We start from the raw sequence: 22597 nt of genomic DNA on the forward strand, positions 1-22597 counted from the left end.
ATGGATAAAACTGCAAAATACATACAAAAAAAGACTAAATGTGAATGTATTCAGAAAAATGATGGCACTATTGTAATATATTCAGCTTTGAATGACATTGAAAATCACTTACTCTTTCTACGTGATGATGAAAAGTGTAGGCTTGAATTATTAGTTGACGTTTTTGGAGTTGATTACCCAGATAGAGAAAAACGTTTCGAGCTAATATACAATTTGCTCAGCGTTGTACACAATATCAGAGTGCACATAAAGCTTCAGTTATGTGAAGGTGATATACCTCTAAGTGTAGCAAAGATATTTAACGCAGCTTCGTGGTTTGAGCGTGAAGTATTTGATATGTATGGAATAGAGTTTTCTGATCACCCAGATTTACGTAGGATTTTAACGGATTATGGATTCAAAGGTCATCCAATGTTAAAAGATTTTCCTCTCACTGGCTACGAGGAAGTAAGATACGATATAGAGGCAAAAAAGGTTGTATATAATCCTATAGACTTACCACAAGATTTTCGTATGTTTGACAGCTTATCCCCTTGGGAAGTTAGTAAAGCCACAAAAGTAAATATAAAGGAGTAGAAAATGACAGCACAAAGAAAAAAAATATCTTTGATTGGTGCAGGAAATATCGGTGGGACTCTTGCCCATATGATTGCACTAAGAGAGCTAGGAGATGTTATTTTGCTTGATGTAAGCGATGGAATACCACAAGGTAAAGCACTTGACATTACAGAATCATCTCCTATTGATCGATCTAATGTCAATATTACTGGTACAAATAGGTATGAAGATATAAAAAACTCTGACGCAATTATAATAACTGCTGGCATTGCCAGAAAACCTGGAATGAGCAGAGATGACCTTCTGCAAACTAATGCTGCAGTAATGAAAGAGGTTGGGGAAAATATTAAAAAACATTCTCCAAACGCATTTGTAATAGTGGTTACCAATCCTTTAGATGCTATGGTTTCAGTAGTATACAAATCTTCAAGCCTGCCAACTAATATGATTGTTGGTATGGCAGGAGTGCTTGACTCTGCTCGTTTTCGTTATTTTCTTGCAAGTGAGTTAAATATTTCTGTCGAAGATGTATCTGCTTTTGTGCTTGGAGGACATGGTGACACTATGGTACCACTAATCAATTATGCTTCAATTGCTGGCATTCCACTTACCCAAATCATTGAGATGGGTGTGATTACGCGAGGAAAAGTTGATGAAATAGTTGAGCGCACTCGTAATGGTGGAAAAGAAATAGTTGATCTACTTAAATCTGGATCTGCATACTATGCTCCTGCATCTTCAGCCATAAGCATGCTAGAATCATACTTAAAAGATAAAAGGCGTATATTACCATGCGCTGCTTATCTTAATGGTGAATATGGTGTGAAAGACTTATTCATTGGTGTTCCTACTATTATTGGCAAAAATGGAGTTGAGAAAGTTCTAGAAGTTAAAATGAACGATAGTGAACAAGAGATGTTTTATAAATCTGTAAGTGCAGTAAAAGAGCTCTGTCAGCTAAATTAATTGCCCTATAGAATTTCTTTGAGCTCAAGCTTCGAAAACAGTCTAAAAAAATTATTTGTAGTTATTTTTGCTACTTCTTCTGGCGATTCATTCCATAATTTCGCTAAACAATTCACAACGTATTTCACCATTGCTGGTTCATTTTTTTTTCCTCTGTAAGGCTCAGGTGACAGGTAAGGTGCATCAGTTTCAACTAAAACACGCTCACGTGGCACATTTTGTGCAATTTCTCTTAGTAAGTTCGCATTTTTAAAAGTAATAATTCCAGAAAATGAAATGTATAATCCCAAGTCCATAGCCTTATAAGCAAGCTCTTTAGAAGAAGCAAAGCAATGCATTACTCCACTAAAAGCGTCCTTCTTCATTTCTGAATTTAACATATCAATCATCTCACTATCAGCACTTCTAGTGTGAATAACTAAAGGTAATCCTGTTACTTTTGCCGCTTCTATGTGTGATGCAAAACTTTTTTTTTGATTGCTTTTGTTATCAGATTTATAAAAATCTAATCCGGTTTCACCGATACTAATTACCTTTTTGCCCTTAGTAAATTCAATCAATTCATCAGCATTTATACACTCACCTTTTTCCACAGTAGTATCAAGCGGATGTATACCAACGGAGCAGTAGACTTGATCATAGGATGAAGAGATTTTTAATAATTTAGGGATATCATTAATGCTTATACATATGTTATGCAAAATTCTCACACCATTTTGCTCTGCTCTTGAAATTACCTTTGGTATTTCATCATCAGAAAAATAAATTAGATGACAATGAGAATCAACTATCATAAATAGATCCTTTTATGATAGAAGAAAACTCTTCTATCACTTTTTTATAAACTTCTTTTTTGAACGGTATAGCACTGGCTACCAAATCATCCACATTTTGCCAACGCCACTCTTTGAACTCTGGATGATCAGTATAGTTAATATTAATATCCTTATCCTTCCCACAAAATTTCATTAAGAACCACCTTTGCTTTTGGCCAGAATATCTCCCATTCCAGCATATCGGTATAACTTCCTCGGGTAAGTTGTAATATATCCACTCTTTATTTTGAGCCACAACTTCTGCTTCATCAGTACCAACTTCCTCCAATAGCTCACGTAGCGCTGCCTGCTCTAGCTCTTCACCTTCATCAACTCCTCCTTGTGGCATCTGCCAATAAGAGTCACTATCAAAACGTTTTCCAATAAAAATATTTCCCTGTTTGTTAAATAACATTATGCCAACACAAGGGCGATACTCTTTCTCCTCACTAATCACAAATACTCTCTGTTGCTAAATTATCTATCATAGAAGTTCCAACTACTTTTTTACTATTCATTTTTTCAACAATTTTTTTTGCAACTTCTTTTGCGCTTAAGTTTGAGCTATCAATTTCAAGTGAACCTTGAGGGACAAATAGTTTCTTTCCTTTAATTCTTCTCATAGCAAAATCTGAATCAGTAATTTTTCTCTCCTGCTCTCTTTCCTTTAATTGAACGCGCTTTACTAGTTCTCCACTATTACAATATAACACCACAGGGAGAATCTCCACGTTCATTTTTTTACTTAAATTCACCACTGAGTTGTATACTTTTTGATCATAGGAATCACCTTTTATCAATTCGTTTGTAAATATATAATGCTTTGATTCTATATGGTATTTTTCCAATATTGCTAACATATTCTCTCTAATCACAAAAATTTTTTCCCATATTTCACTTGTAACCTCAGCATTTCTGAAGTCAATCATATCAAATATAATATTATTAAACAGGTTATTGTCTACTATCACCCCATCAATAATATTACACAGCTCTTTTGCAATCGTAAGTTTGCCACTACCCGGAAATCCGATTAAGTAAATGATCATACCATCAGAAAACTATCATATATTACAAATATATGTATTATAAACGTTACACTAGAAACATATCAAAAATAGTTCATATTCAGAAATTTTGAGTGTATCATTACAGATAAATTATATAATTTAGAATAATGAATGGTGATACAGAATCAATAAAAAATACAATTGTAGATGTAATAGATCAAAACAAAGGTCAAGATATAGTTACTTTTGATGTACAGAATAAAACTGTCATTGCAAAATATATGATCATTGCATCCGGTGATTCGAGCCGCCATGTAAAAGCATTAGCTGAGCACGTGATGAAAAATCTCAAGCAATATGATAAAATAGATGTAGAAGGTATGGATGAAGGTAACTGGGTGATTGTGAATTTTCAAGGTATAATGGTTCACCTATTCAGGCCAGAAGTAAGAGAATATTATAAGATAGAAGAGTTATGGAATTGATTATCCAGGTAGCTGGTATACACTTTCAAATGTTGTAATTTTGAAGGCAACCCTTATGAAGTTGGTGGTGTCATTCCAGTGCTTGACGCTGGAATCTAGAAAACTTAATCATAAACGAGCACACTATACAACATTTTTGATGAAATTTCATAATAAACTGGATTCCAGCGTCAAGCACTGGAATGACACCATCGTTAACAACACCGTTTACACACAAAATAACATATTATGAAACATAAATCCGAGTTTTTAAACTTCATTCAAGAAAGAGGATACCTATATCAATGTACAAACATTGATAGGTTAGACCAGCTATTATCACAAGATAATTATATAATTGCATACATTGGGTTTGATTGTACGGCACCAAGTTTGCATATTGGCAGTCTCATTCAAATCATGATGCTCCGTCACCTACAAAAATTCGGTTATAAGCCAATAGTTCTACTTGGAGGTGGCACAACAAAAATTGGTGACCCATCTGGTAAAGACAAAGCAAGAAGCGTCTTGCCGATAGAAGATATCAATCAAAATATACTTGGTATAAAGAAAACCCTCGAGAAGATGATATCTTTCGATTATGGAAAAACTGGTGCAATCATAGTAAACAACGCAGATTGGTTAGATAACATAAAATATATAGACTTTTTGCGTGATATAGGGACACATTTTTCTGTAAATCGCATGTTAGGCTTTGATAGTGTGAAAATTAGGCTAGATAGGGAGCAAAATCTAAGCTTTCTCGAGTTTAATTACATGTTGTTACAAGCCTATGATTTTGTCGAGTTGAATAAAAAGTATGGCTGTCGTTTCCAGATTGGAGGGTCAGACCAATGGGGAAATATAGTAAACGGAATTGAACTTAGCAAAAAGTTAAATTTACCTGAGCTGTTTGGTCTTACCACACCTCTTTTATTAAACGCACAAGGAAAAAAGATGGGCAAAACTGAAAGTGGGGCAGTATGGCTTGATGGCAGCATGCTAAATTCTTATGATTACTGGCAATATTTTCGCAATGTTGATGATCAAGATGTTGGTCGTTTCTTGAGACTTTTCACTGATTTACCAACTGATGAAATTAAAAAACTAGAGTCCTTGAAGGATCAAGAAACAAACGAAGCAAAAAAGGTTTTGGCAACAGAAGTGACGAAAATATGTCACGGTTGCAAAGAAGCCGAACTTGCACGATCTGCTGCAATCTCTGCTTTTGAAAATGAAGACAGTTCATTGCTTTCTGGTTACACTATTACAAAAGAACAAATTGCAAATGGTATACCCTTGATAGACCTGCTGTATGACACCGGTTTTGAACCTTCAAAAGGTGCGGCAAAGCGTTTAATACAAGGCAATGGATGCAAAGTTAATGATAATACTATAAACGATGTTAACTATACAATAAACTCTGAAAGCTTTAAAGGTCAGCCATTTATAAAATTATCTGCAGGAAAGAAACGACATATTAAAATTTTAGTGAGTGAAGTAAGAAAGTAAATTTGTCTCTGTTCAGCAGAATAGCAAAATAAGGTAGCCAAGAAAAGACAATTATAGGAACAAATGGATATCATTAAAGCAGCTGACACTGTGGCAGAATCGCTAGGCAACCCTACTATCGCTAGCAGTTTCTTGCTGTCGATTTGCTGAGATTGGTTTATCAACTTGAGTGTCAGGCTTTGACAATTTATATATAGCATTGCCAACTATTAATGCTGTTGCTGTAATTGCAACTACTGCTATAACTATAGGTACTAACTCAGCTGTAATTGCTCCGGCTGTAAAAAGTGCTATAGATATAGCAGTACCTAATAATGCAGTTACTCCACCGGCAATCCACCCTTTCTTAATTGCTGGACAATTAAGATAGTATAAAGGAGTCTCTCCCCACATATCTACTGCATTAACATTGACACCTCTTTCTACAAGAGCATCTATTATGGCCATACTGCGAAATAAAGCAGCATAGTGTAAAGGAGTCCTTCTCCATATATTTATTGCATTAACATCTGCACCTTTTTCTATGAGAGCGTTTGCTATGTTTATACTATCAAGATAAGTAGTATTATGTAAAGGAGTATCTCCTTTTACATCTTTTTCATTAACATTTGCCCTTTTTTCCATGAGAGCCTTCGCTATATTTTCTAGGTTAAAGGAAGCCACCAAGTGCAAAAGAGTCGCTTTTTCACCATCTTTAAACACATAATTTATATCAAAGCCAGACTTTTCCCACTCTTCATATTCCTTTGAATATCTTTTCAGCTCATTTTGTATTTTTTCAATTACGTTATCTTTGCTTAAATCTTTGTCAACATTAACTAAACTCAATAATTCGTGCCAATTTGAAATTTCCATTGCTATAACCTTACCTTTAATTTTCAATAATGTATTTAATTATATGATAAGAAGTCAATTTAAATAAATTACACATACATGGAACTTATCAGATAAATATATAATATGAACTAGATTCCAGCGGGCTTTGTTGCATCACTATCTATGAAAGGCTAACTATACAAGCAGCTTATTGAAAATCTTATTTTTTGCAATCTATCTGATTAAATTTAAGAATAGTAATTTATTGTTTGTACTAGTAAATTTAATTCTACTTAAAATAGCTAAAGCATTGAAATTCTTGAATTCTAGCTAGATTAGTGAATGATAGTAAAACTTCTTTTACTTAAATTTAGATATTTACTGATTGTCCTTACTATAAATGCTAGAATAATAAGCTACTGATATTCTACATTTTATCTTTTATTCATCGTAGATAGCGATGCAACAAAGCCCAATAGCGTCAACTTAAGAAAAGATGTTAAGGAATAAAATACTGTAAAAAATAGGACCTTTGGTTTCTATTTTATTTCAATAAAGAAGATATCAGTAAAGCTTATCTATTAAGTGTCACATAGAGGAGTGCTATAAACGACTCAAAGTAGAAGCAGAATTAGAGAATTTTTCTGGGATAAATTTAGAAACAAGAATTTTGTGCAAACTTGGTCATGTGCAATACTTCATATGTGTAATGCACAAGAGCCTTGGAACCCAGATCAAATTGCTGAGTATCGTTTAAATTTTTCAGTTTTATTTGGTGTAATGAGACAGAAACTTTATCAGGTGCTTATTAGCACCAAAAAACTTTCAAGCCCTTTTTAAAATACGCACTAAAGTTAACGTGAAGATTGTATAGCCGCAATAAAGTAGATAAGCCTAAACGCCATAATGTCTTTAGGAGAGCTTGCTAATTCATTCTCTTAAGTTAACGCCATTGCCTGAACAGATACATAAAAAAGTAGTACTTGCAAGAAAGAGTTACTTAAGAAATTAATTAACTTTGCTATTTTCTCTAACATACCTAGAAGAAATAGATACATTATCTAATGCAGTCCTAATACTAGCATTGTTCTCATTAACAACTACAGCTAGCTCACAAGCATTCAAAGTATATCTACCATATGGAAACAGTACAGTACTTACTTCAGTAAATGCATCTTGTAGCATGCTACTATTTTTAGCTCGTATTAAAGTAGAATTAACACATTCATTATTACCTTTATATATAGCAAAGGCAAATGGTTTAATGACATACGTCACGCCTGGAAACTGCACAATATCTTTAGAAGTAAGGATATTTCGTAGTGTATCACTATTTTGAACTCGTATTAAAATAGAATTGATACATTCGTTATTGCCTTTATATATAGCAAAGTTAAGTGGCGTTAAAGTACACGCTATAATACTTAAATACTGTACAATATTTCTAGAAGAAAGAATATCTTGTAATATACCATTTTCTTGGGCTGTTGTTAAAATAACATTAATATACCTTCCCTTATTATGATGTATGGCAAAGCCAAGCGATGTTAAGGTGTACATCAAACCATTTTGATAGTTTATAATATTTGGAGCAGTAAGAATATCTTGTAGTATACCATTGTTTTGAGCTTGTTCTAAATAGAATTAACACATTCATTATTGTCTCTATGTATAGCTAGGCTAAGTAGTGTTAAAGTGCGTTCCCCACCTCTTGGAAATTGTGTAGTATATCAAGTGATAAGAACTTTAGTAAATCATTTCCTGAAACTGCTTCCAAGATATCGCTGATGCTCCTTCCATTCCATATAGATCTTTTTAGCTAAAAATACAAATCTTTTTGTTTTCGTGTTAAATTTTGATGATTTAGCATATTCTTGTAACCTCGTTTTAAAGTCAGTGCAGTTTAATTATTCTATGTTAGTATACACCAATAGAAAAAATTTCATCATATGTTCTGGAAAAATTTTACACAGGTTAATGAGGAAATCGTAAGAGAGAGCCTAAAAAAGGTTATAGAGAAGAAAAGTGGTAAGAATGTTGGTGTATTATCCTCAATTGTTATTAAGGGTAAAGATGTTGCTTTTGCTCTTGAAGTTACTGAGCCAAATGAAGAATTAAGAAAAAATTGTGAGCAAGCTGTTAAGGCGATACCGGGAGTAGGAAAGGTTACTGTAGTTGCTACTGGTCAAAAACAAGCTAGGCAACAAAAAGCTAAACTTCATATCGAAGGAGTGAAAAATATAATTGTCGTTGCTTCTGGTAAAGGAGGTGTGGGTAAGTCGACAGTTGCACTAAATCTAGCTCTTTCGTTAGCAGAATTAAAACATAAAGTTGCGCTAGTTGATGCAGATATATATGGTCCTTCGATTCCTAAAATGTTGGGCACTGAGAAATTAAAACCAGAAATACAGAGTGGTAAAGCAATGCCTATAGAGAAACATGGTCTCTATACTATTTCAATTGGCTATTTTATTGATAAGGACCGCGCAGTAATATGGCGTGGACCTATGATCACAAAAGCACTTTACAATTTGCTAATGGGAACAAGGTGGTCTGATATAGAATATTTAATCATTGATACACCGCCTGGCACTGGCGATGTACATTTAAGTCTGATGGAGAATTTTAGTTTAACTGGAGCAATAATAGTTTCAACTCCACAGGAGCTTGCTTTAGTCGATGCACAAAAAATTTATGATATGTTCACAAAGCTCAGCGTGCCAATTATCGGCATTGTGGAAAATATGAGCTATTTTGTTCAAGATAATTTAAAAATACACATATTTGGAAAAGGTGGTGCAAAAAAAATGTCTGAAGAGCTGGGAGTCAAACTCTTGGGCAGAGTTCCTCTAGATCCGCAAATATGTAGTGCTTCTGATTGTGGAGACCCTTCAATGCTAAGTGAGGATTTAGTAAGGATTTATGAAGGCATTGCTAAAGATGTTAGGTCTTTTGTATGCAGTCTATAAAGTTTGTTTAACTACTTTTAAAATAGGTAGAATGTAATTTTAGGTGAATAAAATATTTCAAATGGCAGCAGCTACCTCGTATCTGAACAGACAATAGACTTCTTGGATAACTTAAGAAACAAGTAGTAGAAGCAATATTAGGGAAGGTATAAATTTTGAGCAGGTAAGTAAACTTGATGAAGAGAAGCTTCGAAGACTAAGAGGAGTCAAAAGAAAAACATTGGAAAAATAATAGAAATTTTAATAGAGGAAGAGGCCAAGAAAAAGGCAAGAGGAGGAAAACCAAATATATTTATTAATAGCACTCGAATATTTGTGTAAATACCGTACATATTTCCATATAGTGCAAAGCTATGGAATAAGTGAAAGTTCTTGCTAACGGCTGAATAGAAGATGCATTGATAAAACATCCAGATTTCAGGAAGATAAAGAGCTATTAAAGTTAAATAGGAGTATGCAAAAGTTTTATAAAAAGGGAATGTTTAACTCCCCCATAGAAGATCAAAAAATATCCTTAGGTTATCCAAGAAGTCTATTGTTGGTAAACATAAAAGGCTATTTGCCTTTTTATCTAGTTTATGCAGGAGGTCTATATTTATTGTTGAGTGTGATTTTAGGCATTTCTGCTAAAACGCAACTTTTAAATCGCCAAAATTTCTCCTTGCCTTTACTAATTCCGATTCTTGGAGTGCACACATAATCTGGTTTGAGGTGATATTCATAGAGACAAAATTCATGACTTATAGTAAGGTCTTGTTTATTATGTTCTTTTGTAATGTTTAATTTTTTGCACAGTATGCCTGGCCCGCCTAAATTTGCTTCAAGCGGTTCAGTGAGCTTTAATCCTCGTATTAACACTGCTGCTGGGAATCCTTCTGCTTCTGTTACAATATTTAGACAATAGTACATTCCATATATAAAATATACGTACGAAAACCCTGGCGTACCAAACATTACTGAGGTTCGATTAGTATAGCCTCTTGCTGCATGACAAGCTGGGTCATCCATTCCTATATACGCTTCAACTTCAGTTATTATTCCACTAAAATTAGAAAATTTCAGAATCTTCCCTAGCAGCTCCCCAGCTACGGTTAAAGTTGGCCGTTCATAGAAATTTCTTGGTAATATTGTGTTATTCATCATAGAAGTACAAGTTACTTACATTTGTAAGCAAGTTATACTATTTTTGCTTTTTCTTATTTATTTAGTCAAGAGCATCTCTGAGAAGTAGAAGTTGGTGTTGTTGTCACATTTGTTACATCTGTTGAAGGCTGCTGTAAAACCTTGACTGATTCAGAGCTCTTTTGTTGCAATTGCGGTACTAACGCTTCATATAAAGATTTTGGTTCACGTCTCTTACCTATTTTGACTTCTTTATTTGCACGCAACTGCTCTGCAGTAACACCGTTGCCTTCAAGGAGAGTTACACCATTATTACCATCAATGTTAACTTTAATTTTGCATTCTCTTCCATCAACATACCACTTTAAAGTCATTTCATATAACCCACTAATTATTTCATAAACTCTTTCCTCATTATCACTATCATTATTAATATAGCAACATGCCCCTCTCTTTTTTTCTTGATTAGGATGACAAAATGTAATTGTTCTTACACCATACTCTTTACATATACTACCGCCTAGAAGTTTAGCTATATCTACTCCTTCTTTATTGGCATGTAGCACAACTCTCACAGTAGGATAAACAATATTCTCTTCCCTTTTGCCTTCTTTTATCATTATGGACTCTATGGTATATACCTTCGATATCTCTGCCTTAATTTGGTCAGCAATCTTGCCTACAATCTCTTTACCATGATAGTGAGATTCTCCTTTCTTCGAAGAAAAAGGTTCTTTGTTTGTAGTATTAGTGTCTGGATCATTCTGTAACTCAAAGAATTTATCCCATTCTTCATCACTGTCTAATTTGATATATTCACGCTTGTTCTTGCCTGATACTGCATTCTGAATACTAGACGATCCTTCTGTTACAGTTGTACCAGAGCTATTGCCTTTACCTTTTAGAAGAACAAGATGCTCTTCTGACCTTTCTTCCTTACTCAACTTTGAAGCTGCATCACCAAAAGAAGGTTTCTCTACTATATGCGTGTAAGAACTTTTAACTCTACTCTCATTATCAGGTACTGTAGTAGCCCACAAAAGCTTTTTAATATAATCTAACATATGCTACCTCTTACCATTAACTAAATATCAGTATGCAAACTTTGCTATAGCTAATCAATAACTAAATTTACTCCAAATAAAATGAGCTGATAAAAAGGTATAAATTGAGATTAGGTAAAGCTTTTGGTATAATATCTAGTTAATTTTGAATAGGCAGGTGATCTCATCTACAAAGACGTTTTTTATCTCATTTATTTTTGGGTTTATTCTCTTTCCCTATTTTATAAAACTTCTAAAAAAGATAAGTAAAGATGGACAACCAATCAGATCATATGGACCAGAAAGTCATTTAATAACAAAAAAGAATATACCACCTATGGGTGGAATAATAATACTAACTTCTGCTTTATTACCAATCCTGCTTTGGACTCAATTAACACCAGAAATTTCATTGCTGGTATTTATAACTCTATTTTTTGCTCTACTTGGATTTATTGATGACTATTTAAAATTGAAGACAAATCACCACCGAGGTTTAAGTGCAAAAACCAAAATACTTATTCAGTTTGTCGTTACTCTGGTCTGTATGTTTATACTTAAGCTACAATCTGCTGAAGGTTTTACAAAAATTTCTCTATTTAGAGAAGTAGCAATCGACCTTGGCTATCTATATCTTCCGTTTGCTGCATTTGTAATTGTCGGCTCTTCTAATGCTGTGAATCTTACAGATGGCCTAGATGGCCTTGCTGCAACTCAAGCCATTACTTCCTTTGCTTTTTTGGGGCTAATTGCATACATCACTCAGACAGATGTAAACATTACTTTATTCTGCATTGCATTTATAGGAGCTATTTTAAGTTTCTTGTGGTTTAACACACATCCAGCAAAAATATTTATGGGTGATGTTGGAAGCCTATCAATCGGTGCAGCTTTAGGACTCACTAGTGTTCTAATTAAAAAAGAAATGCTTTTTGCCGTTATTGGAATAATCTTTGTAATAGAGACTTTATCTGTGATTATTCAGGTATCATATTTTAAATATACAAAATTTAGATATGGAGCAGGAAGAAGAATTTTCCTTATGACACCAATACATCATCACTTTGAAAAGAAAGGGTGGTCAGAAAATACAATAGTTATAAAATTTTGGATAATTTCTATCGTTTGTTCGATTTTTGCTTTAACTTTCTTATTATAGGAATTATGAAATATCCAGACTTTTCATTAGAAAATACATTATCAGGAATTATAGCAGGAGTAGATGAAGTAGGAAGAGGTCCGCTTGCCGGTCCAGTGATATCTGCAGCTGTAATATTTACTGATAGAGATACGGTTATTGATGGAATAAACGACTCAAAAAAGCTAACCCCTAAGTGTAGGCAAGTTCTATACGAAAAAATAACGTCTGTTGCAAAATTTGGTATAGGAATGGCAAGCGTAGAAGAAATAAACTCATACAATATTTTGCAAGCAACAAAGCTTTCAATGAAACGTGCGTTGGCAAACTTGAATCTAGAACTAGATTATGTGCTAGTTGATGGTAATCAACCACCTGAAGTAAAATGGCAAGTAAAATCTATAGTGAATGGTGATAGTTTAAGTATATCAATTGCAGCCGCTTCAATCGTTGCAAAAGTTACAAGAGATCGGCTTATGGAAGAATTGCATAATAAACATCCTCAATATAATTGGTATAAAAATAAAGGATATGGAACAAAAGAACACCTCAGCGCTATTGGCCTTCATGGAATTACGAAGCACCATAGAAAGAATTTTGCACCTATAAGAATACTATAGCCTTTAATCACTTACCTTTTTTGAAAGGTATGTTTTCATTAAACAGGCAGACTGTACTTGATCCGTTTCTTAAGGTAAATACCGAGCTTACTCTTTCAATTATCAGGTAGTCATCAACTGTACGAAAATTTATCAAGGATTCATATCCTGCAGAATCAACCATAAAAACTGCCGGGAAATCAGAGTTTATTTTATTAAATTGTAGATATGTAAATTTTCCGTCATCAAAAACCTTAATTGGTATTATTGATTGACTGCCTTTAACGTGCGAGATGGAATAGTTAAAATTCAAGCCTTTCTTTATAACCTCAATATCACTTATATCAGGGATAGTGGTATGACTAGCTTGCTCTAGAATATCACCGTTACTCGTTGAATAAATTTCATCACTGTTGAACAGTGGATAAAGAAACCTTACTTCATATGCTAACCTTGGATCATCTAGCCCGTTTGCTTCTTCAGCATGAAATTCGAAATAATAAACTCTTTTATTGGTAATTATAGTTGCATTAGTATCGGCAATATCATCTATAGGCTTAATAAATAATCTATTACCTTGAGGAAGGAGTTGCCAACCGGTTGCATCACCCATTGAAAGACTCTCTATTACCTCCCCTGGCTCAAACAATATGCTGGATTGATAACCATAAAAGCCCGTGTACTTATGTATAGCCTGTGGATTATAATTCATTACCTTTATGTGGTTATCACCAGCTATTGGTCTTGGTTCCTGTTTTGCAAGTGCATAACCACCACAAAAAAATAATAGTGCAACAAAGAGTACCCTAATCATAGTATCAAAATAAACTGATCTTTATTTTATCATTGATAGACATGTACTGCAACTGTCAAGCTATCCCAGTAGTAAGCGACAGAAAATGCAAGCTTCATAATAATTCATTACTGCAGGAAAAAATTCTTTAAACATTATTTTCATATATGTTAAAATGAGTTGTGAGGTAAATTAGGGAGTGTTAAATAAAGTTATTAATTTATAGATTCTTCTGAAAAAATTATCTTCTTCTAGATAAGAACTCCCTAAAAAAATAAATGTAACAATTCAACCACTATGGATTAAAATCCAAAGATTGAGAGAGAGCATAGAATGCTAACTTTCGACTTGAAAGTCACCAAATTTATCTTCTTTTTTAGAGTGATTTTCAATATAATTTTTTATCATTTCGTCAGTTACATTTCCGCTAGTCCTGACAAAGTAGCCTACTGCCCACAACCCAATATCTCTTTTTTAGCTCTGGAAAGTTTTGCTGGATTTTTCTGGAACTTTTTCCTTTTATTAACTGCACTAACTTACTAATACTTAAGTATGGGGGTACAGAAACGTATACGTGTACATGACTTGACGCAACTCTACCTCTGATAATTTCTACTTGATTATTTGCACATACTTCTTGTACAACTTCTTTAGCTTTCTGTCCAATATCTCCAACTAGTACTGGATATCGATATTTTGTTATCCACACTATGTGATATATATACAGAGTGACTGCTTTTTCTATAATATTCCACATTCTTTCAGATTTTTCACCTTAAAATTATATTCTTAAAAGGATGGACTTCAAGTCCAGGGTTTTTCTCCCAAATTTGGGACAATAAAATGCCCATCTCAAATGTTGCTATATTTCACGATATTTCCTTAACTTGACGCGTATGGTTTATTTAATACTTCCTGCAAATTAACTACAGATTTTATGTCTAAGTTACTCCACAAAATTTTTCCTTTCCTTATCCAAGATTCAAATTTATAGTATCGATTCCCTTTTATGAAATATGAAGCCATCTCAAGTTATAGTTAAGCCTATATTCAGTGAATTACTTTCACAAGTGCAATTGATTTTAGTGTTATACTGTTCTAACAGTAAAGAAGTCATATAGATAATAATGTCTTTTGTATCCAAACGAATATCATTTTTTTTTGTTAATTTGCTCACTAATAATGTACTTATTGATTTATGTTCATTTACTACTTTTATAGTGAGTAGTGTTTTATCTTCTGTTTTAGTCAGTAAAATAGACACTAATTCAATTTGTGCCACTGCACTGATTATAGTTATCACCATATTGGAAATTATCTTATTTATTTTTTCAATTAAGTTTTCTGTAGGACATTCACTTACTCTCCACTGAAGCTTTACTTTTTTTTTAATAAATAATTTTCTATATTGGATTTAGTCTTAACAAAGCTGCAATTATCTGATGAATGAGAATACGCTTGCTTCATAACTTTATATTTATATATTAAATCATCGGAGCTTTCTTTAAGCAATGACAATGCTTCGTTTTGCATATTAGGGTTGTTTTCTTCAAGCTCTTCCAATCCACCCACTATTCCTTGCATAGAACTAGCAAAATCATGAAGAATTCGTCCTGATAGGCACTCTGTTATTAACATTATGTTTTTATTCATTGGATAAAAGTATAAATGATTTAAGTTAACCCTATATTGGTAGGCATGTAGTAGTCAATTTAAGAGAAAGTTTCGTTGCGCTTTTTGTGTCAAAGCATTAATGTAGTATTAATAATTATAAGATTTGTGAAGGCGTTATGAATACTTATGCTAAATCTGGAATAGACCTTAAACTATATAATGAACTAATAAAAAAAGTTAAACCTATTATTGAAAAGACTAAAGGAGAAGAAGTAATTAGTGAAGTAGGATCATTTTCCGCATTGTTTGACTTTTCTTCGCTGAGTAAGAAATACGACCATCCAGTACTTGTTTCCTCAACTGATGGAGTGGGCACAAAACTATTAATAGCTCAAGAGGTGAATAAGCATGATACTATAGGTATAGACTTAGTTGCAATGTGTGTAAATGATTTACTTGCACAAGGAGCAACACCTTTATTTTTCCTTGATTACTTTGCAACAGGCGTTTTAAACAAAAACGTTTTATTGTCTGTAATCCAGGGCATTGCAGAAGGGTGCAAGGAATCTAAAATAGCATTAGTTGGTGGAGAAACTGCAGAAATGCCTGGAATGTATGGTAACAATCACTATGACCTTGCAGGGTTTGTGGTTGGTGTTGTTGATCGAAAGCAAATTCTTCCAAATTGTAGTATAATGAAAGCAGGTGACTGTGTAGTTGGTTTAGAATCAAATGGAATTCACTCAAATGGATTTTCTTTGGTGCGCCATATTTTTAAAAGCTTAGGTATAAATTATAATGATATATCTCCATGGAATAATAAATCTTGGGGTGAAATATTACTTAAGCCAACAAAGATATATGTTGATTCTTTGTTGCCTATTATGCCAAAGGTAAAAGGCATTGCGCATATAACAGGTGGCGGGTTAATAGACAATATTCCAAGAATTCTCTCAGGAAATTTATTTGTAGACATAAATATTAATTCTTGGAAATGGCCAGATATATTTTTATGGCTGAAAGAAGAAGGTAAAATAGAAAAGAGAGAAATGTTAAAAACATTTAATTGCGGCATAGGTATAGTACTGATTGTAGATCCCGATAATATGAAGGATGTGGAAAGCCATTTCCAAAAGCGTGGAGAAAAAATTGAGATTATTGGAAAACTTGATGAAGCATGTCAGCCTCCACTTGATAGAGTAGTATTTAGTTAGTCTAACTTTACCGACAGTCTTTTTGCAACTTCTGAGTATGCTTCCTTTAAGTTTCCTAGATTTAAACGGAAAACATCTTTGTCTAGCTTTTTATGAGTATTTTTATCCCATAGCCTACAATTATCAGGGCTGATTTCATCGGCTAAAATGATTTTAGTGCTGTTGTTTATCAATTTGCCAAATTCTAACTTGAGATCAACTAAATATATATTTGCATTTGAAAATAGGTCGACTAAGATTTTGTTGATCTTTAAAGTTGTAGTTTTAACTTCTTCCATTTCTTTATGGGATAACCAACCAAAATATAGTATGTGATTTTCATTCACCATTGGGTCAGCTAGGTCATCATTTTTGTAAAAAAACTCGATTATAGGAGATGTAAGTGCCTCACCTTCTTTGATATTAAAACGTTTGCAAAAGCTGCCAGCTGCAATATTTCTAACCACTACCTCAAGAGGTATTATCTTGAGCTTTTTGACTAGCTGTTCTCTTTCGTTTAGAGCTTTTATAAAGTGCGTGCTAATTCCTGCTTCTTCAAGCTTTTCCATGATAAAAGCACTAACATGATTATTAATTATTCCTTTGCCCTCAATAATTTCATATTTTTCCTTATTGAATGCTGTAACATCATCTTTAAAGTACTGTATAACAGTTGATGAGTCTTCAGTTTCAATAATGACTTTGGCTTTACCTTCGTATATCGTTTTATTCAGTGACATGATTAATTTAGCTGTATACTATAAGATAATATCAAATTGCTGCTTAGTTTACTACAAATTTGCTAATGACGTTTAGTGTTACAGTGTTAACCATATTTCCAGAAATGTTCCCCGGGTTTTTGAACTATTCTCTTGCCGGAAAAGCGTTGGAAAAAAAAATATGGAATCTTGAAATAGTAAATATTCGTTCTTTTGCTAAAGATAAACATTCAACTGTGGATGATGTTCCATATGGAGGTGGAGCAGGGATGGTTATGCGCCCAGATGTGATTGGTAATGCAGTTGATAATGTGCTTTCTGCTCATAAAAATACTAGATTTATTTATATGACTCCATCTGGTACAAAATTTAATCAGAGAATTGCGAAGGAGTTAACAGAAATTCCTCATGTAACAATATTGTGTGGTCGATTTGAAGGTGTTGACCAAAGAGTAATTGATGTGTATACTCCTTATGAGTTAAGTATTGGAGATTATATACTTTCGGGAGGTGAGCCAGCTGCGATGGTGGTTCTTGATGCATGTATTAGGCTTCTTCCAGGTGTAGTAAATAATTTCGATAGCGTTGCTGAAGAAAGTTTTAGTTATAGTGGTGGTATACTTGAATATCCTCAATATACTAGACCTGAGCAGTGGAGTAGGTACAAAGTTCCTGAGGTTCTGTTGTCTGGCAATCACAGAAAAATAAGTGATTGGAGAAGGGAACAGTCATATGTTAGAACAAAGGAACGTCGACCTGAATTGTTGAATGGAGATGATAAATGACAAACTTACTTGAAAAATTTAACGAACAACAAATACAAAGGTTAGCCAAAGAGATGCCAGCTTTTTGTCCTGGCGATGATTTGAAGGTTACTTTTAAGGTAGTTGATAGTACGGGTGAGCGTATACAGATATTTGAGGGCGTATGTATATCAAAAAGAAATCGTGGATTACACTCTTCTTTTTCAGTTAGAAAGGTAAGTCATGGAGAAAGTATAGTATCACAATTTTTTGTTTACTCTCCTGCATTAATTTCAGTACAAGTGATGAGAAAGGGAAAGGTCCGTAGAGCAAAATTATATTATCTGTGCAAGCTATTTGGGAAAGCTGCAAGGATCAAAGAACGTACTACTTATGTTAAAAAAAAATCTAAGTAGATACAATAGGGAGTGATGTCAATTGTATCATCTCAAAACTCTCTCTTATTATCCCAGTGTGTGGCGCACAACTACTTTCCCTCCTGCTGTGGTGTCATCCCAATGTTTGACACTGGGATGGCTTTGTTGCACCACTCAAGGAAAGAACAGGCAGTTACTGATGGAATTTGTTATAAAATAGATATTTAGCCGACAAAGGAAAAATATGCCAATAAGAATGAAAGTCAGTAACTGCAATGAATATAACAAATTTCTTCAAGAAAGGGGAAATGTTTTTCATTATATCAACGATGCCATTGAAAATTGGTACGAAAATAGTCCAAAAGTAGCAGGTGGCAACAATGTCTACAGCGACAAAGTAGTGATTCTAATTCACATAATAACCTATCTATTCAGGATTGGTCTTAGGCAAACAGTGGGATTTATAGAGAAATATCTTGAGCAAATAGGGAAAATTTTGCAAATTATCAGCTATTCGCAGGCTTCAAGAAGGTTTAAAAAGCTTAATATCAAAATCAACGACTGCAGAGTTGATAAGAACGATATGGAAGATATTGAAATTGCTATAGATAGTACAGGTATCAGCATCTACAATAATATTCCAGGCCATAGTAAGGCAAATGGTACAGATAGAAAGTATCGCCGCTATGAGCAAACAAGAAAGCTACATGTAATGCTAGAGATAGGTAGTAAAAAAGTTATAGCTGCAAAATACAGTAGTGGAGTTTATTCCGACCACTATGGAGCCTGTGATCTTATTGAAAGAGTGGATACCAAGTATAACATAAGCACGATATATGCAGATAGGGCATATAATCGAAAGAAGTTATACAAACTGTGCGATGAGCTTGACATAAAGACAAGGATTCCTCCGCAAAATAATGCAGTAGAGCATCCAAAGTTGGATTATATGAATGAGAGAAATTCTACAATCAAGCTCATAAAGTCATATGATGAAGATGGTATGAAGAGGTGGAAAAAAGAGATAAATTATTGGAAGAGATCTTATATAGAAAGTTTTTTCTCGCGACTGAAGCAAATATTTGGATTTAGTTTTAGGAATAAATCTGAGATTAATCGTGAGAAGGAACTGCTACTCAAGTGTTATTTGCTTAACAAATTTACTGAAATAGGCATGGCTAAGTTTGATATAGCTTCATGAATTTATTATACATTACCCACTATCCGAAGAGCTGTGCAACAAAGCCCACTGGGATCCAGATTCTCCTTTTGGTTTGTGCTTTCATGGAAAATATAAAAATTATTTGCAGGCAAAGCCTGTTAGATCTCAGTGTCAAGCACTGGAAAAAGGGGAAAGTCTTTTCAAATCCTCATGTAAAGAAAAGTAAATGGGTATAATAAAGAAAAACTTTCTTAAGTTACTTCAATCTAAGCGCGTACATGCTCGTGTAAAAAGAAAAAATAAAAAGAACAACATTTTATGCTTTTGCTCTTTTACAGCACTGATTATCTCAATTGGGTGTCCTATATGTATATTACTAAGTATATTAGTTAACTCTTACAGTGCTTTAACAGTAACGAAAATTTTATTACCAGTTGAAATAAATGCTGATCTTATTTTAACTAATAATCCTGGTGATTTACGATATAAGTCCATTGGCTTACTCAACAATTCTTTACGTAAGGTGTTTGAAGGAACTGATTTTAAAGACGGTGACGAAATTTTAAGTCGTAATTCTTACAAAGAACTAGAGAAATTTTTTCATAAGAAAGTAAAAGATAGTGGTGAATATGAGATCTGGTTTACCGCGTCAAGTATAATTAATTCAATAAATAAATATAAACATTTGAATGATCATTATGCTAAATTACTTGATTGGTTAAAAGAGAAGGGAAGAGTAAGAAAATTTTTTAATAAGTCTCTGTTTCTTAAGTCTGATTCTTGTGAGCCTGAGAATGCAGGGATTTTAGGGGCATTTATCGGTTCATTAATGACAATTATAGTATGCTTAGCGTTGGCATTGCCAATAGGAATTATGTCAGGTATCTGTCTTTATGAATTTATGCCTAGAAATAGGCTAATAACCAGTATTGTAGAAATTAGCATGAATAACCTTGCTGCAGTGCCTTCGATAATATTTGGTGTGGTAGGACTGACTCTCTACTTGGGCATATTTGGTTTACCCCGTTCTTCACCGCTTGTTGGCGGGATGACTCTTTCATTTATGATGCTGCCTAATATTATTATTGCAACAAAAAATGCCTTTACAAACGTTCCTATTGCAATAAAAGATGCAGCGTTTGCGCTAGGTGCACCTCACATCAAGGTGATATTGGATCACTCTTTACCGATTGCGTTGCCACGGATAATACATGGTGCAGTGCTTGCAATTGCAAGGATTTTAGGCGAATCTTCCCCTTTACTTATGATAGGCATGGTAGCATTTATTGCTGATACACCTACATCCTTCTTCGATCCGGCAACTGTTTTACCTGTACAAATATACATATGGTCAAGTAGTCCTGAAATTGCATTTATTGAACTTGCTGCCATTGCAATTATAGCTTTATTGTTAATGCTATTTGCTTTGAATTTAATAGCAAATTTTGTAAAAAGAAAGTTCGAGTTTTTTGATTCATGAAAATTACAATCCTATCTGGTTATGGCTTAAATTGCGAAAAAGAAACTGCATTTGCATTTATGGAATGCAGCAGAAAGCTTGGTATTAATAATATTGAAGTAAAAATCGTTCACATTAATGATATTATAGATAATCCAAGTGAACTGAAATTAAGCAATATACTTGCAATTCCAGGAGGTTTTTCCTATGGTGATGACACTGGTGCTGGTAATGCGTTTGCTTTGCGTATAAAAAACAACTTGTTAGACGAATTTCAAAATTTCTTATCTCAGGATAAGCTTATTATAGGGATATGTAATGGTTGCCAGATATTAGTAAAGTTAGTTCCAGAATTCTCTAATCTAGCTTTAACCTCTAATGATATAGGTAATTACCAATGTCGTTGGATTAGAGTGAGAGTTAATCCGCAGAGTAATTCTGTTTGGCTACGGGGCCTGAGTGAACTATATCTCCCTATTGCTCATGGGGAAGGCAAATTTTTTATGGATCAAGATACTTTAAATCAATTGATTGAAAATAATTCCGTTGCACTGCGTTACGTTGATGAAAATGGTGACTATGCAAATTTACAATTTCCTTACAATCCAAACGGATCTATATACGACCTGGCAGCTTTGTCAGACAAAAGTGGTAGAGTTTTAGCTTTAATGCCTCACCCAGAGAGAGGAATATTTTTTACTCAGCAGGACAACTGGCCTCTTGAAAAAGAAAAATGTAAACGTTCAGGAGTGGCTATGCCAAAATATGGTGATGGAATGCTCATATTTGAGAATGCACTAAAATATTTTGCGTAAGTATTACAATACGTTACATACAACAAGTTTTTAAACCATAAAAAGTTACTTGATCAGGTCCTGTTATGACAATAAATCCTTATCTTTGATCTGCAGAGTAGCTTTCTCTAACGTTAGGGATATAATTGTTCCACTTTCCAATTGCTTTTCTCAACAAGAGTATATCTAAATCTAGTGTGTCTCCTATATTCACCTTCTTGCCAAAATTCAATTACCTTTGGGATTACGCAAAATCCCACCCAAAAGTCAGGACGAGAAACTTGTGTATTGTGAAATTCTTTCTCTTTCAATTCTATAGCCTGCTCAAAATCTTGCCAATTTTTCAGAACTCTTGATTGTTTTGAGCACCACGCGCTAATTTGACTATCACGTGCTCGAGAAGAGAAATATTCGTCAGCCTTTTTGCCGCTTAGAAGCCTAACTTCTCCTTCAATTCGTACTTGTCTAGAAAATTCTGTCCAATGAAATACGAGTGCAGCTTTGGGGTTCTCAGTCAATTCTTTTCCTTTTCTACTGTTTGCGTTAGTGAAGAACACAAAACCTTCTTTACTATACTCCTTTAGTAATACCACTCTTGCAGATGGAATGCAGTCTTTGCTACACGTTGCTAGCGTCATTGCAGTTGACTCTTTACACGGAAAATTAAGTACTTCTTGATACCACTTTGAGAACAAATCAAAAGGATCTTTTTCAGGTAAGAGTGTCATATG

The 22597-nt window shown here is 33.8% G+C and carries 26 protein-coding genes and 3 pseudogenes; 16 read left to right on the forward strand and 13 right to left on the reverse strand.

The window, feature by feature from the left end:
• Together OPR29_RS05205 and mdh are read left to right on the forward strand one after the other, a co-directional pair.
• Entirely contained in the window at positions 1 to 576 is a 576-nt protein-coding gene (locus OPR29_RS05205; protein WP_007302258.1) for an NADH-quinone oxidoreductase subunit C, read from the forward strand.
• Between the two features lie 3 nt (positions 577 to 579).
• The gene (gene mdh, locus OPR29_RS05210) at positions 580 to 1524 is read left to right on the forward strand and encodes a malate dehydrogenase (protein WP_007302259.1); all 945 of its coding nucleotides are present in this window, start codon (positions 580 to 582) and stop codon (positions 1522 to 1524) included.
• Between the two features lie 5 nt (positions 1525 to 1529).
• Here mdh and OPR29_RS05215 read toward each other — a convergent pair whose 3' ends face one another.
• Genes OPR29_RS05215 through OPR29_RS05225 form a run of 3 tightly spaced genes read right to left on the reverse strand, consistent with a single transcriptional unit; the run spans position 1530 to position 3388 of the window.
• A complete protein-coding gene (locus OPR29_RS05215) occupies positions 1530 to 2318 on the reverse strand; it encodes a TatD family hydrolase (RefSeq protein ID WP_007302260.1) in 789 nt (262 codons plus the stop codon).
• Positions 2308 to 2796, reverse strand: a complete 489-nt coding sequence (locus OPR29_RS05220) for an RNA pyrophosphohydrolase (RefSeq protein WP_007302261.1) — start codon at positions 2794 to 2796, stop codon at positions 2308 to 2310. The genes OPR29_RS05215 and OPR29_RS05220 overlap by 11 nt, the downstream gene beginning before the upstream one ends.
• Positions 2789 to 3388 carry an AAA family ATPase gene (locus tag OPR29_RS05225; protein WP_052264674.1) on the reverse strand — a complete coding sequence of 200 codons (600 nt, stop codon included), beginning with the start codon at positions 3386 to 3388 and terminating at the stop codon, positions 2789 to 2791. The genes OPR29_RS05220 and OPR29_RS05225 overlap by 8 nt, the downstream gene beginning before the upstream one ends.
• Before the next feature lie 128 nt (positions 3389 to 3516).
• On the opposite strand from OPR29_RS05225, the gene rsfS reads away from it, so the two are divergent.
• Positions 3517 to 3834: a ribosome silencing factor gene (gene rsfS, locus OPR29_RS05230; RefSeq protein WP_007302263.1), complete on the forward strand. Its 318-nt coding sequence runs from the start codon at positions 3517 to 3519 to the stop codon at positions 3832 to 3834.
• Positions 3835 to 4062: 228 nt separating this feature from the next.
• Positions 4063 to 5325, forward strand: a complete 1263-nt coding sequence (gene tyrS, locus OPR29_RS05235; RefSeq protein WP_052264675.1) for a tyrosine--tRNA ligase — start codon at positions 4063 to 4065, stop codon at positions 5323 to 5325.
• A gap of 102 nt (positions 5326 to 5427) precedes the next feature.
• On the opposite strand, the gene OPR29_RS05240 is transcribed toward tyrS, so the two are convergent.
• The gene (locus OPR29_RS05240; protein WP_265025169.1) at positions 5428 to 6180 is read right to left on the reverse strand and encodes an ankyrin repeat domain-containing protein; all 753 of its coding nucleotides are present in this window, start codon (positions 6178 to 6180) and stop codon (positions 5428 to 5430) included.
• 509 nt (positions 6181 to 6689) lie between these two features.
• Between OPR29_RS05240 and OPR29_RS05245 the strand changes: the two are divergent.
• Positions 6690 to 7070 (forward strand): annotated as a pseudogene (locus tag OPR29_RS05245) (IS4-like element ISWosp8 family transposase); the annotation flags it as partial.
• Positions 7071 to 7149: 79 nt separating this feature from the next.
• Here the strand turns inward: OPR29_RS05245 and OPR29_RS05250 are convergent.
• Positions 7150 to 7701 carry a WD_0033/WD_0034 family tandem repeat-containing protein gene (locus OPR29_RS05250; RefSeq protein ID WP_007302267.1) on the reverse strand — a complete coding sequence of 184 codons (552 nt, stop codon included), beginning with the start codon at positions 7699 to 7701 and terminating at the stop codon, positions 7150 to 7152.
• 389 nt (positions 7702 to 8090) lie between these two features.
• On the opposite strand from OPR29_RS05250, the gene OPR29_RS05255 reads away from it, so the two are divergent.
• Both OPR29_RS05255 and OPR29_RS05260 read left to right on the forward strand, forming a co-directional pair.
• The gene (locus OPR29_RS05255; protein WP_265025170.1) at positions 8091 to 9110 is read left to right on the forward strand and encodes an Mrp/NBP35 family ATP-binding protein; all 1020 of its coding nucleotides are present in this window, start codon (positions 8091 to 8093) and stop codon (positions 9108 to 9110) included.
• A 148-nt stretch (positions 9111 to 9258) separates the two neighbouring features.
• Positions 9259 to 9486: pseudogene (locus tag OPR29_RS05260) on the forward strand (helix-turn-helix domain-containing protein); the annotation flags it as partial.
• A gap of 200 nt (positions 9487 to 9686) precedes the next feature.
• Here the strand turns inward: OPR29_RS05260 and OPR29_RS05265 are convergent.
• Together OPR29_RS05265 and OPR29_RS05270 are read right to left on the reverse strand one after the other, a co-directional pair.
• The gene (locus tag OPR29_RS05265) at positions 9687 to 10250 is read right to left on the reverse strand and encodes a DNA-3-methyladenine glycosylase (protein WP_010403621.1); all 564 of its coding nucleotides are present in this window, start codon (positions 10248 to 10250) and stop codon (positions 9687 to 9689) included.
• 68 nt (positions 10251 to 10318) lie between these two features.
• On the reverse strand, positions 10319 to 11296 hold the full coding sequence (locus OPR29_RS05270; RefSeq protein WP_265025171.1) for a hypothetical protein: 978 nt from the start codon (positions 11294 to 11296) through the stop codon (positions 10319 to 10321).
• A gap of 157 nt (positions 11297 to 11453) precedes the next feature.
• Between OPR29_RS05270 and mraY the strand changes: the two genes are divergently transcribed.
• Together mraY and OPR29_RS05280 are read left to right on the forward strand one after the other, a co-directional pair.
• Positions 11454 to 12434 carry a phospho-N-acetylmuramoyl-pentapeptide-transferase gene (mraY, locus tag OPR29_RS05275; protein WP_052264679.1) on the forward strand — a complete coding sequence of 327 codons (981 nt, stop codon included), beginning with the start codon at positions 11454 to 11456 and terminating at the stop codon, positions 12432 to 12434.
• Positions 12435 to 12439: 5 nt separating this feature from the next.
• Positions 12440 to 13033, forward strand: coding sequence for a ribonuclease HII (locus tag OPR29_RS05280; protein ID WP_007302272.1), 594 nt, complete (start codon positions 12440 to 12442; stop codon positions 13031 to 13033).
• Between the two features lie 7 nt (positions 13034 to 13040).
• Here OPR29_RS05280 and virB9 read toward each other — a convergent pair whose 3' ends face one another.
• From virB9 to OPR29_RS05300, 4 genes and pseudogenes are all read right to left on the reverse strand, one after another.
• A complete protein-coding gene (gene virB9, locus OPR29_RS05285; protein WP_007302273.1) occupies positions 13041 to 13826 on the reverse strand; it encodes a P-type conjugative transfer protein VirB9 in 786 nt (261 codons plus the stop codon).
• Positions 13827 to 14141: 315 nt separating this feature from the next.
• A pseudogene (tnpA, locus tag OPR29_RS05290) lies at positions 14142 to 14560 on the reverse strand (IS200/IS605 family transposase).
• A gap of 272 nt (positions 14561 to 14832) precedes the next feature.
• Positions 14833 to 15198: a histidine phosphotransferase family protein gene (locus OPR29_RS05295; RefSeq protein ID WP_125855783.1), complete on the reverse strand. Its 366-nt coding sequence runs from the start codon at positions 15196 to 15198 to the stop codon at positions 14833 to 14835.
• Positions 15183 to 15458 carry a hypothetical protein gene (locus OPR29_RS05300; RefSeq protein ID WP_012481935.1) on the reverse strand — a complete coding sequence of 92 codons (276 nt, stop codon included), beginning with the start codon at positions 15456 to 15458 and terminating at the stop codon, positions 15183 to 15185. Before OPR29_RS05300 ends, OPR29_RS05295 begins: the two co-directional genes overlap by 16 nt.
• Before the next feature lie 137 nt (positions 15459 to 15595).
• On the opposite strand from OPR29_RS05300, the gene purM reads away from it, so the two are divergent.
• Positions 15596 to 16633 carry a phosphoribosylformylglycinamidine cyclo-ligase gene (gene purM / locus OPR29_RS05305; protein WP_019236866.1) on the forward strand — a complete coding sequence of 346 codons (1038 nt, stop codon included), beginning with the start codon at positions 15596 to 15598 and terminating at the stop codon, positions 16631 to 16633.
• Here purM and purC read toward each other — a convergent pair.
• Positions 16630 to 17352 carry a phosphoribosylaminoimidazolesuccinocarboxamide synthase gene (purC, locus tag OPR29_RS05310; RefSeq protein WP_052264678.1) on the reverse strand — a complete coding sequence of 241 codons (723 nt, stop codon included), beginning with the start codon at positions 17350 to 17352 and terminating at the stop codon, positions 16630 to 16632. The two genes, purM and purC, sit on opposite strands and share 4 nt — an antisense overlap.
• A 65-nt stretch (positions 17353 to 17417) precedes the next feature.
• Here purC and trmD point away from each other — a divergent pair, with 65 nt between their 5' ends.
• From trmD to OPR29_RS05340, 6 genes are all read left to right on the forward strand, one after another.
• Entirely contained in the window at positions 17418 to 18116 is a 699-nt protein-coding gene (gene trmD / locus OPR29_RS05315; protein ID WP_213863878.1) for a tRNA (guanosine(37)-N1)-methyltransferase TrmD, read from the forward strand.
• Positions 18113 to 18490: a 50S ribosomal protein L19 gene (gene rplS, locus OPR29_RS05320; RefSeq protein ID WP_007302278.1), complete on the forward strand. Its 378-nt coding sequence runs from the start codon at positions 18113 to 18115 to the stop codon at positions 18488 to 18490. Before trmD ends, rplS begins: the two co-directional genes overlap by 4 nt.
• 15 nt (positions 18491 to 18505) lie before the next feature.
• Positions 18506 to 18679, forward strand: a complete 174-nt coding sequence (locus OPR29_RS05325; protein WP_265025172.1) for a hypothetical protein — start codon at positions 18506 to 18508, stop codon at positions 18677 to 18679.
• A gap of 16 nt (positions 18680 to 18695) precedes the next feature.
• Positions 18696 to 19652, forward strand: coding sequence for an IS5 family transposase (locus OPR29_RS05330; protein WP_213863789.1), 957 nt, complete (start codon positions 18696 to 18698; stop codon positions 19650 to 19652).
• 187 nt (positions 19653 to 19839) lie between these two features.
• A complete protein-coding gene (locus OPR29_RS05335; RefSeq protein ID WP_265025173.1) occupies positions 19840 to 21093 on the forward strand; it encodes a PstA family ABC transporter permease in 1254 nt (417 codons plus the stop codon).
• On the forward strand, positions 21090 to 21887 hold the full coding sequence (locus OPR29_RS05340; protein WP_019236865.1) for a phosphoribosylformylglycinamidine synthase subunit PurQ: 798 nt from the start codon (positions 21090 to 21092) through the stop codon (positions 21885 to 21887). The genes OPR29_RS05335 and OPR29_RS05340 overlap by 4 nt, the downstream gene beginning before the upstream one ends.
• A 113-nt stretch (positions 21888 to 22000) precedes the next feature.
• Here the strand turns inward: OPR29_RS05340 and pdxH are convergent, their stop codons facing one another.
• Positions 22001 to 22594, reverse strand: a complete 594-nt coding sequence (gene pdxH / locus OPR29_RS05345) for a pyridoxamine 5'-phosphate oxidase (protein WP_265025174.1) — start codon at positions 22592 to 22594, stop codon at positions 22001 to 22003.
• Positions 22595 to 22597: the final 3 nt, after the last annotated feature.

The sequence above is a fragment of the Wolbachia endosymbiont (group B) of Pammene fasciana genome, from assembly GCF_947251495.1.
Taxonomy (GTDB): domain Bacteria; phylum Pseudomonadota; class Alphaproteobacteria; order Rickettsiales; family Anaplasmataceae; genus Wolbachia.

What these genes read in the sequence shown, in the direction of transcription:
- OPR29_RS05205 (WP_007302258.1), top strand. Translation starts at nt 1, where the DNA reads ATGGATAAAACTGCAAAATACATACAAAAAAAGACTAAATGTGAATGT.
- mdh (WP_007302259.1), top strand. Translation starts at nt 580, where the DNA reads ATGACAGCACAAAGAAAAAAAATATCTTTGATTGGTGCAGGAAATATC.
- OPR29_RS05215 (WP_007302260.1), bottom strand. Translation starts at nt 2,318, where the DNA reads ATGATAGTTGATTCTCATTGTCATCTAATTTATTTTTCTGATGATGAA.
- OPR29_RS05225 (WP_052264674.1), bottom strand. Translation starts at nt 3,388, where the DNA reads ATGATCATTTACTTAATCGGATTTCCGGGTAGTGGCAAACTTACGATT.
- rsfS (WP_007302263.1), top strand. Translation starts at nt 3,517, where the DNA reads ATGAATGGTGATACAGAATCAATAAAAAATACAATTGTAGATGTAATA.
- tyrS (WP_052264675.1), top strand. Translation starts at nt 4,063, where the DNA reads ATGAAACATAAATCCGAGTTTTTAAACTTCATTCAAGAAAGAGGATAC.
- OPR29_RS05240 (WP_265025169.1), bottom strand. Translation starts at nt 6,180, where the DNA reads ATGGAAATTTCAAATTGGCACGAATTATTGAGTTTAGTTAATGTTGAC.
- OPR29_RS05250 (WP_007302267.1), bottom strand. Translation starts at nt 7,701, where the DNA reads ATGTACACCTTAACATCGCTTGGCTTTGCCATACATCATAATAAGGGA.
- OPR29_RS05255 (WP_265025170.1), top strand. Translation starts at nt 8,091, where the DNA reads ATGTTCTGGAAAAATTTTACACAGGTTAATGAGGAAATCGTAAGAGAG.
- OPR29_RS05265 (WP_010403621.1), bottom strand. Translation starts at nt 10,250, where the DNA reads ATGAATAACACAATATTACCAAGAAATTTCTATGAACGGCCAACTTTA.
- OPR29_RS05270 (WP_265025171.1), bottom strand. Translation starts at nt 11,296, where the DNA reads ATGTTAGATTATATTAAAAAGCTTTTGTGGGCTACTACAGTACCTGAT.
- OPR29_RS05280 (WP_007302272.1), top strand. Translation starts at nt 12,440, where the DNA reads ATGAAATATCCAGACTTTTCATTAGAAAATACATTATCAGGAATTATA.
- virB9 (WP_007302273.1), bottom strand. Translation starts at nt 13,826, where the DNA reads ATGATTAGGGTACTCTTTGTTGCACTATTATTTTTTTGTGGTGGTTAT.
- OPR29_RS05300 (WP_012481935.1), bottom strand. Translation starts at nt 15,458, where the DNA reads ATGAATAAAAACATAATGTTAATAACAGAGTGCCTATCAGGACGAATT.
- purM (WP_019236866.1), top strand. Translation starts at nt 15,596, where the DNA reads ATGAATACTTATGCTAAATCTGGAATAGACCTTAAACTATATAATGAA.
- purC (WP_052264678.1), bottom strand. Translation starts at nt 17,352, where the DNA reads ATGTCACTGAATAAAACGATATACGAAGGTAAAGCCAAAGTCATTATT.
- trmD (WP_213863878.1), top strand. Translation starts at nt 17,418, where the DNA reads ATGACGTTTAGTGTTACAGTGTTAACCATATTTCCAGAAATGTTCCCC.
- rplS (WP_007302278.1), top strand. Translation starts at nt 18,113, where the DNA reads ATGACAAACTTACTTGAAAAATTTAACGAACAACAAATACAAAGGTTA.
- OPR29_RS05325 (WP_265025172.1), top strand. Translation starts at nt 18,506, where the DNA reads ATGTCAATTGTATCATCTCAAAACTCTCTCTTATTATCCCAGTGTGTG.
- OPR29_RS05330 (WP_213863789.1), top strand. Translation starts at nt 18,696, where the DNA reads ATGCCAATAAGAATGAAAGTCAGTAACTGCAATGAATATAACAAATTT.
- OPR29_RS05335 (WP_265025173.1), top strand. Translation starts at nt 19,840, where the DNA reads ATGGGTATAATAAAGAAAAACTTTCTTAAGTTACTTCAATCTAAGCGC.
- OPR29_RS05340 (WP_019236865.1), top strand. Translation starts at nt 21,090, where the DNA reads ATGAAAATTACAATCCTATCTGGTTATGGCTTAAATTGCGAAAAAGAA.
- pdxH (WP_265025174.1), bottom strand. Translation starts at nt 22,594, where the DNA reads ATGACACTCTTACCTGAAAAAGATCCTTTTGATTTGTTCTCAAAGTGG.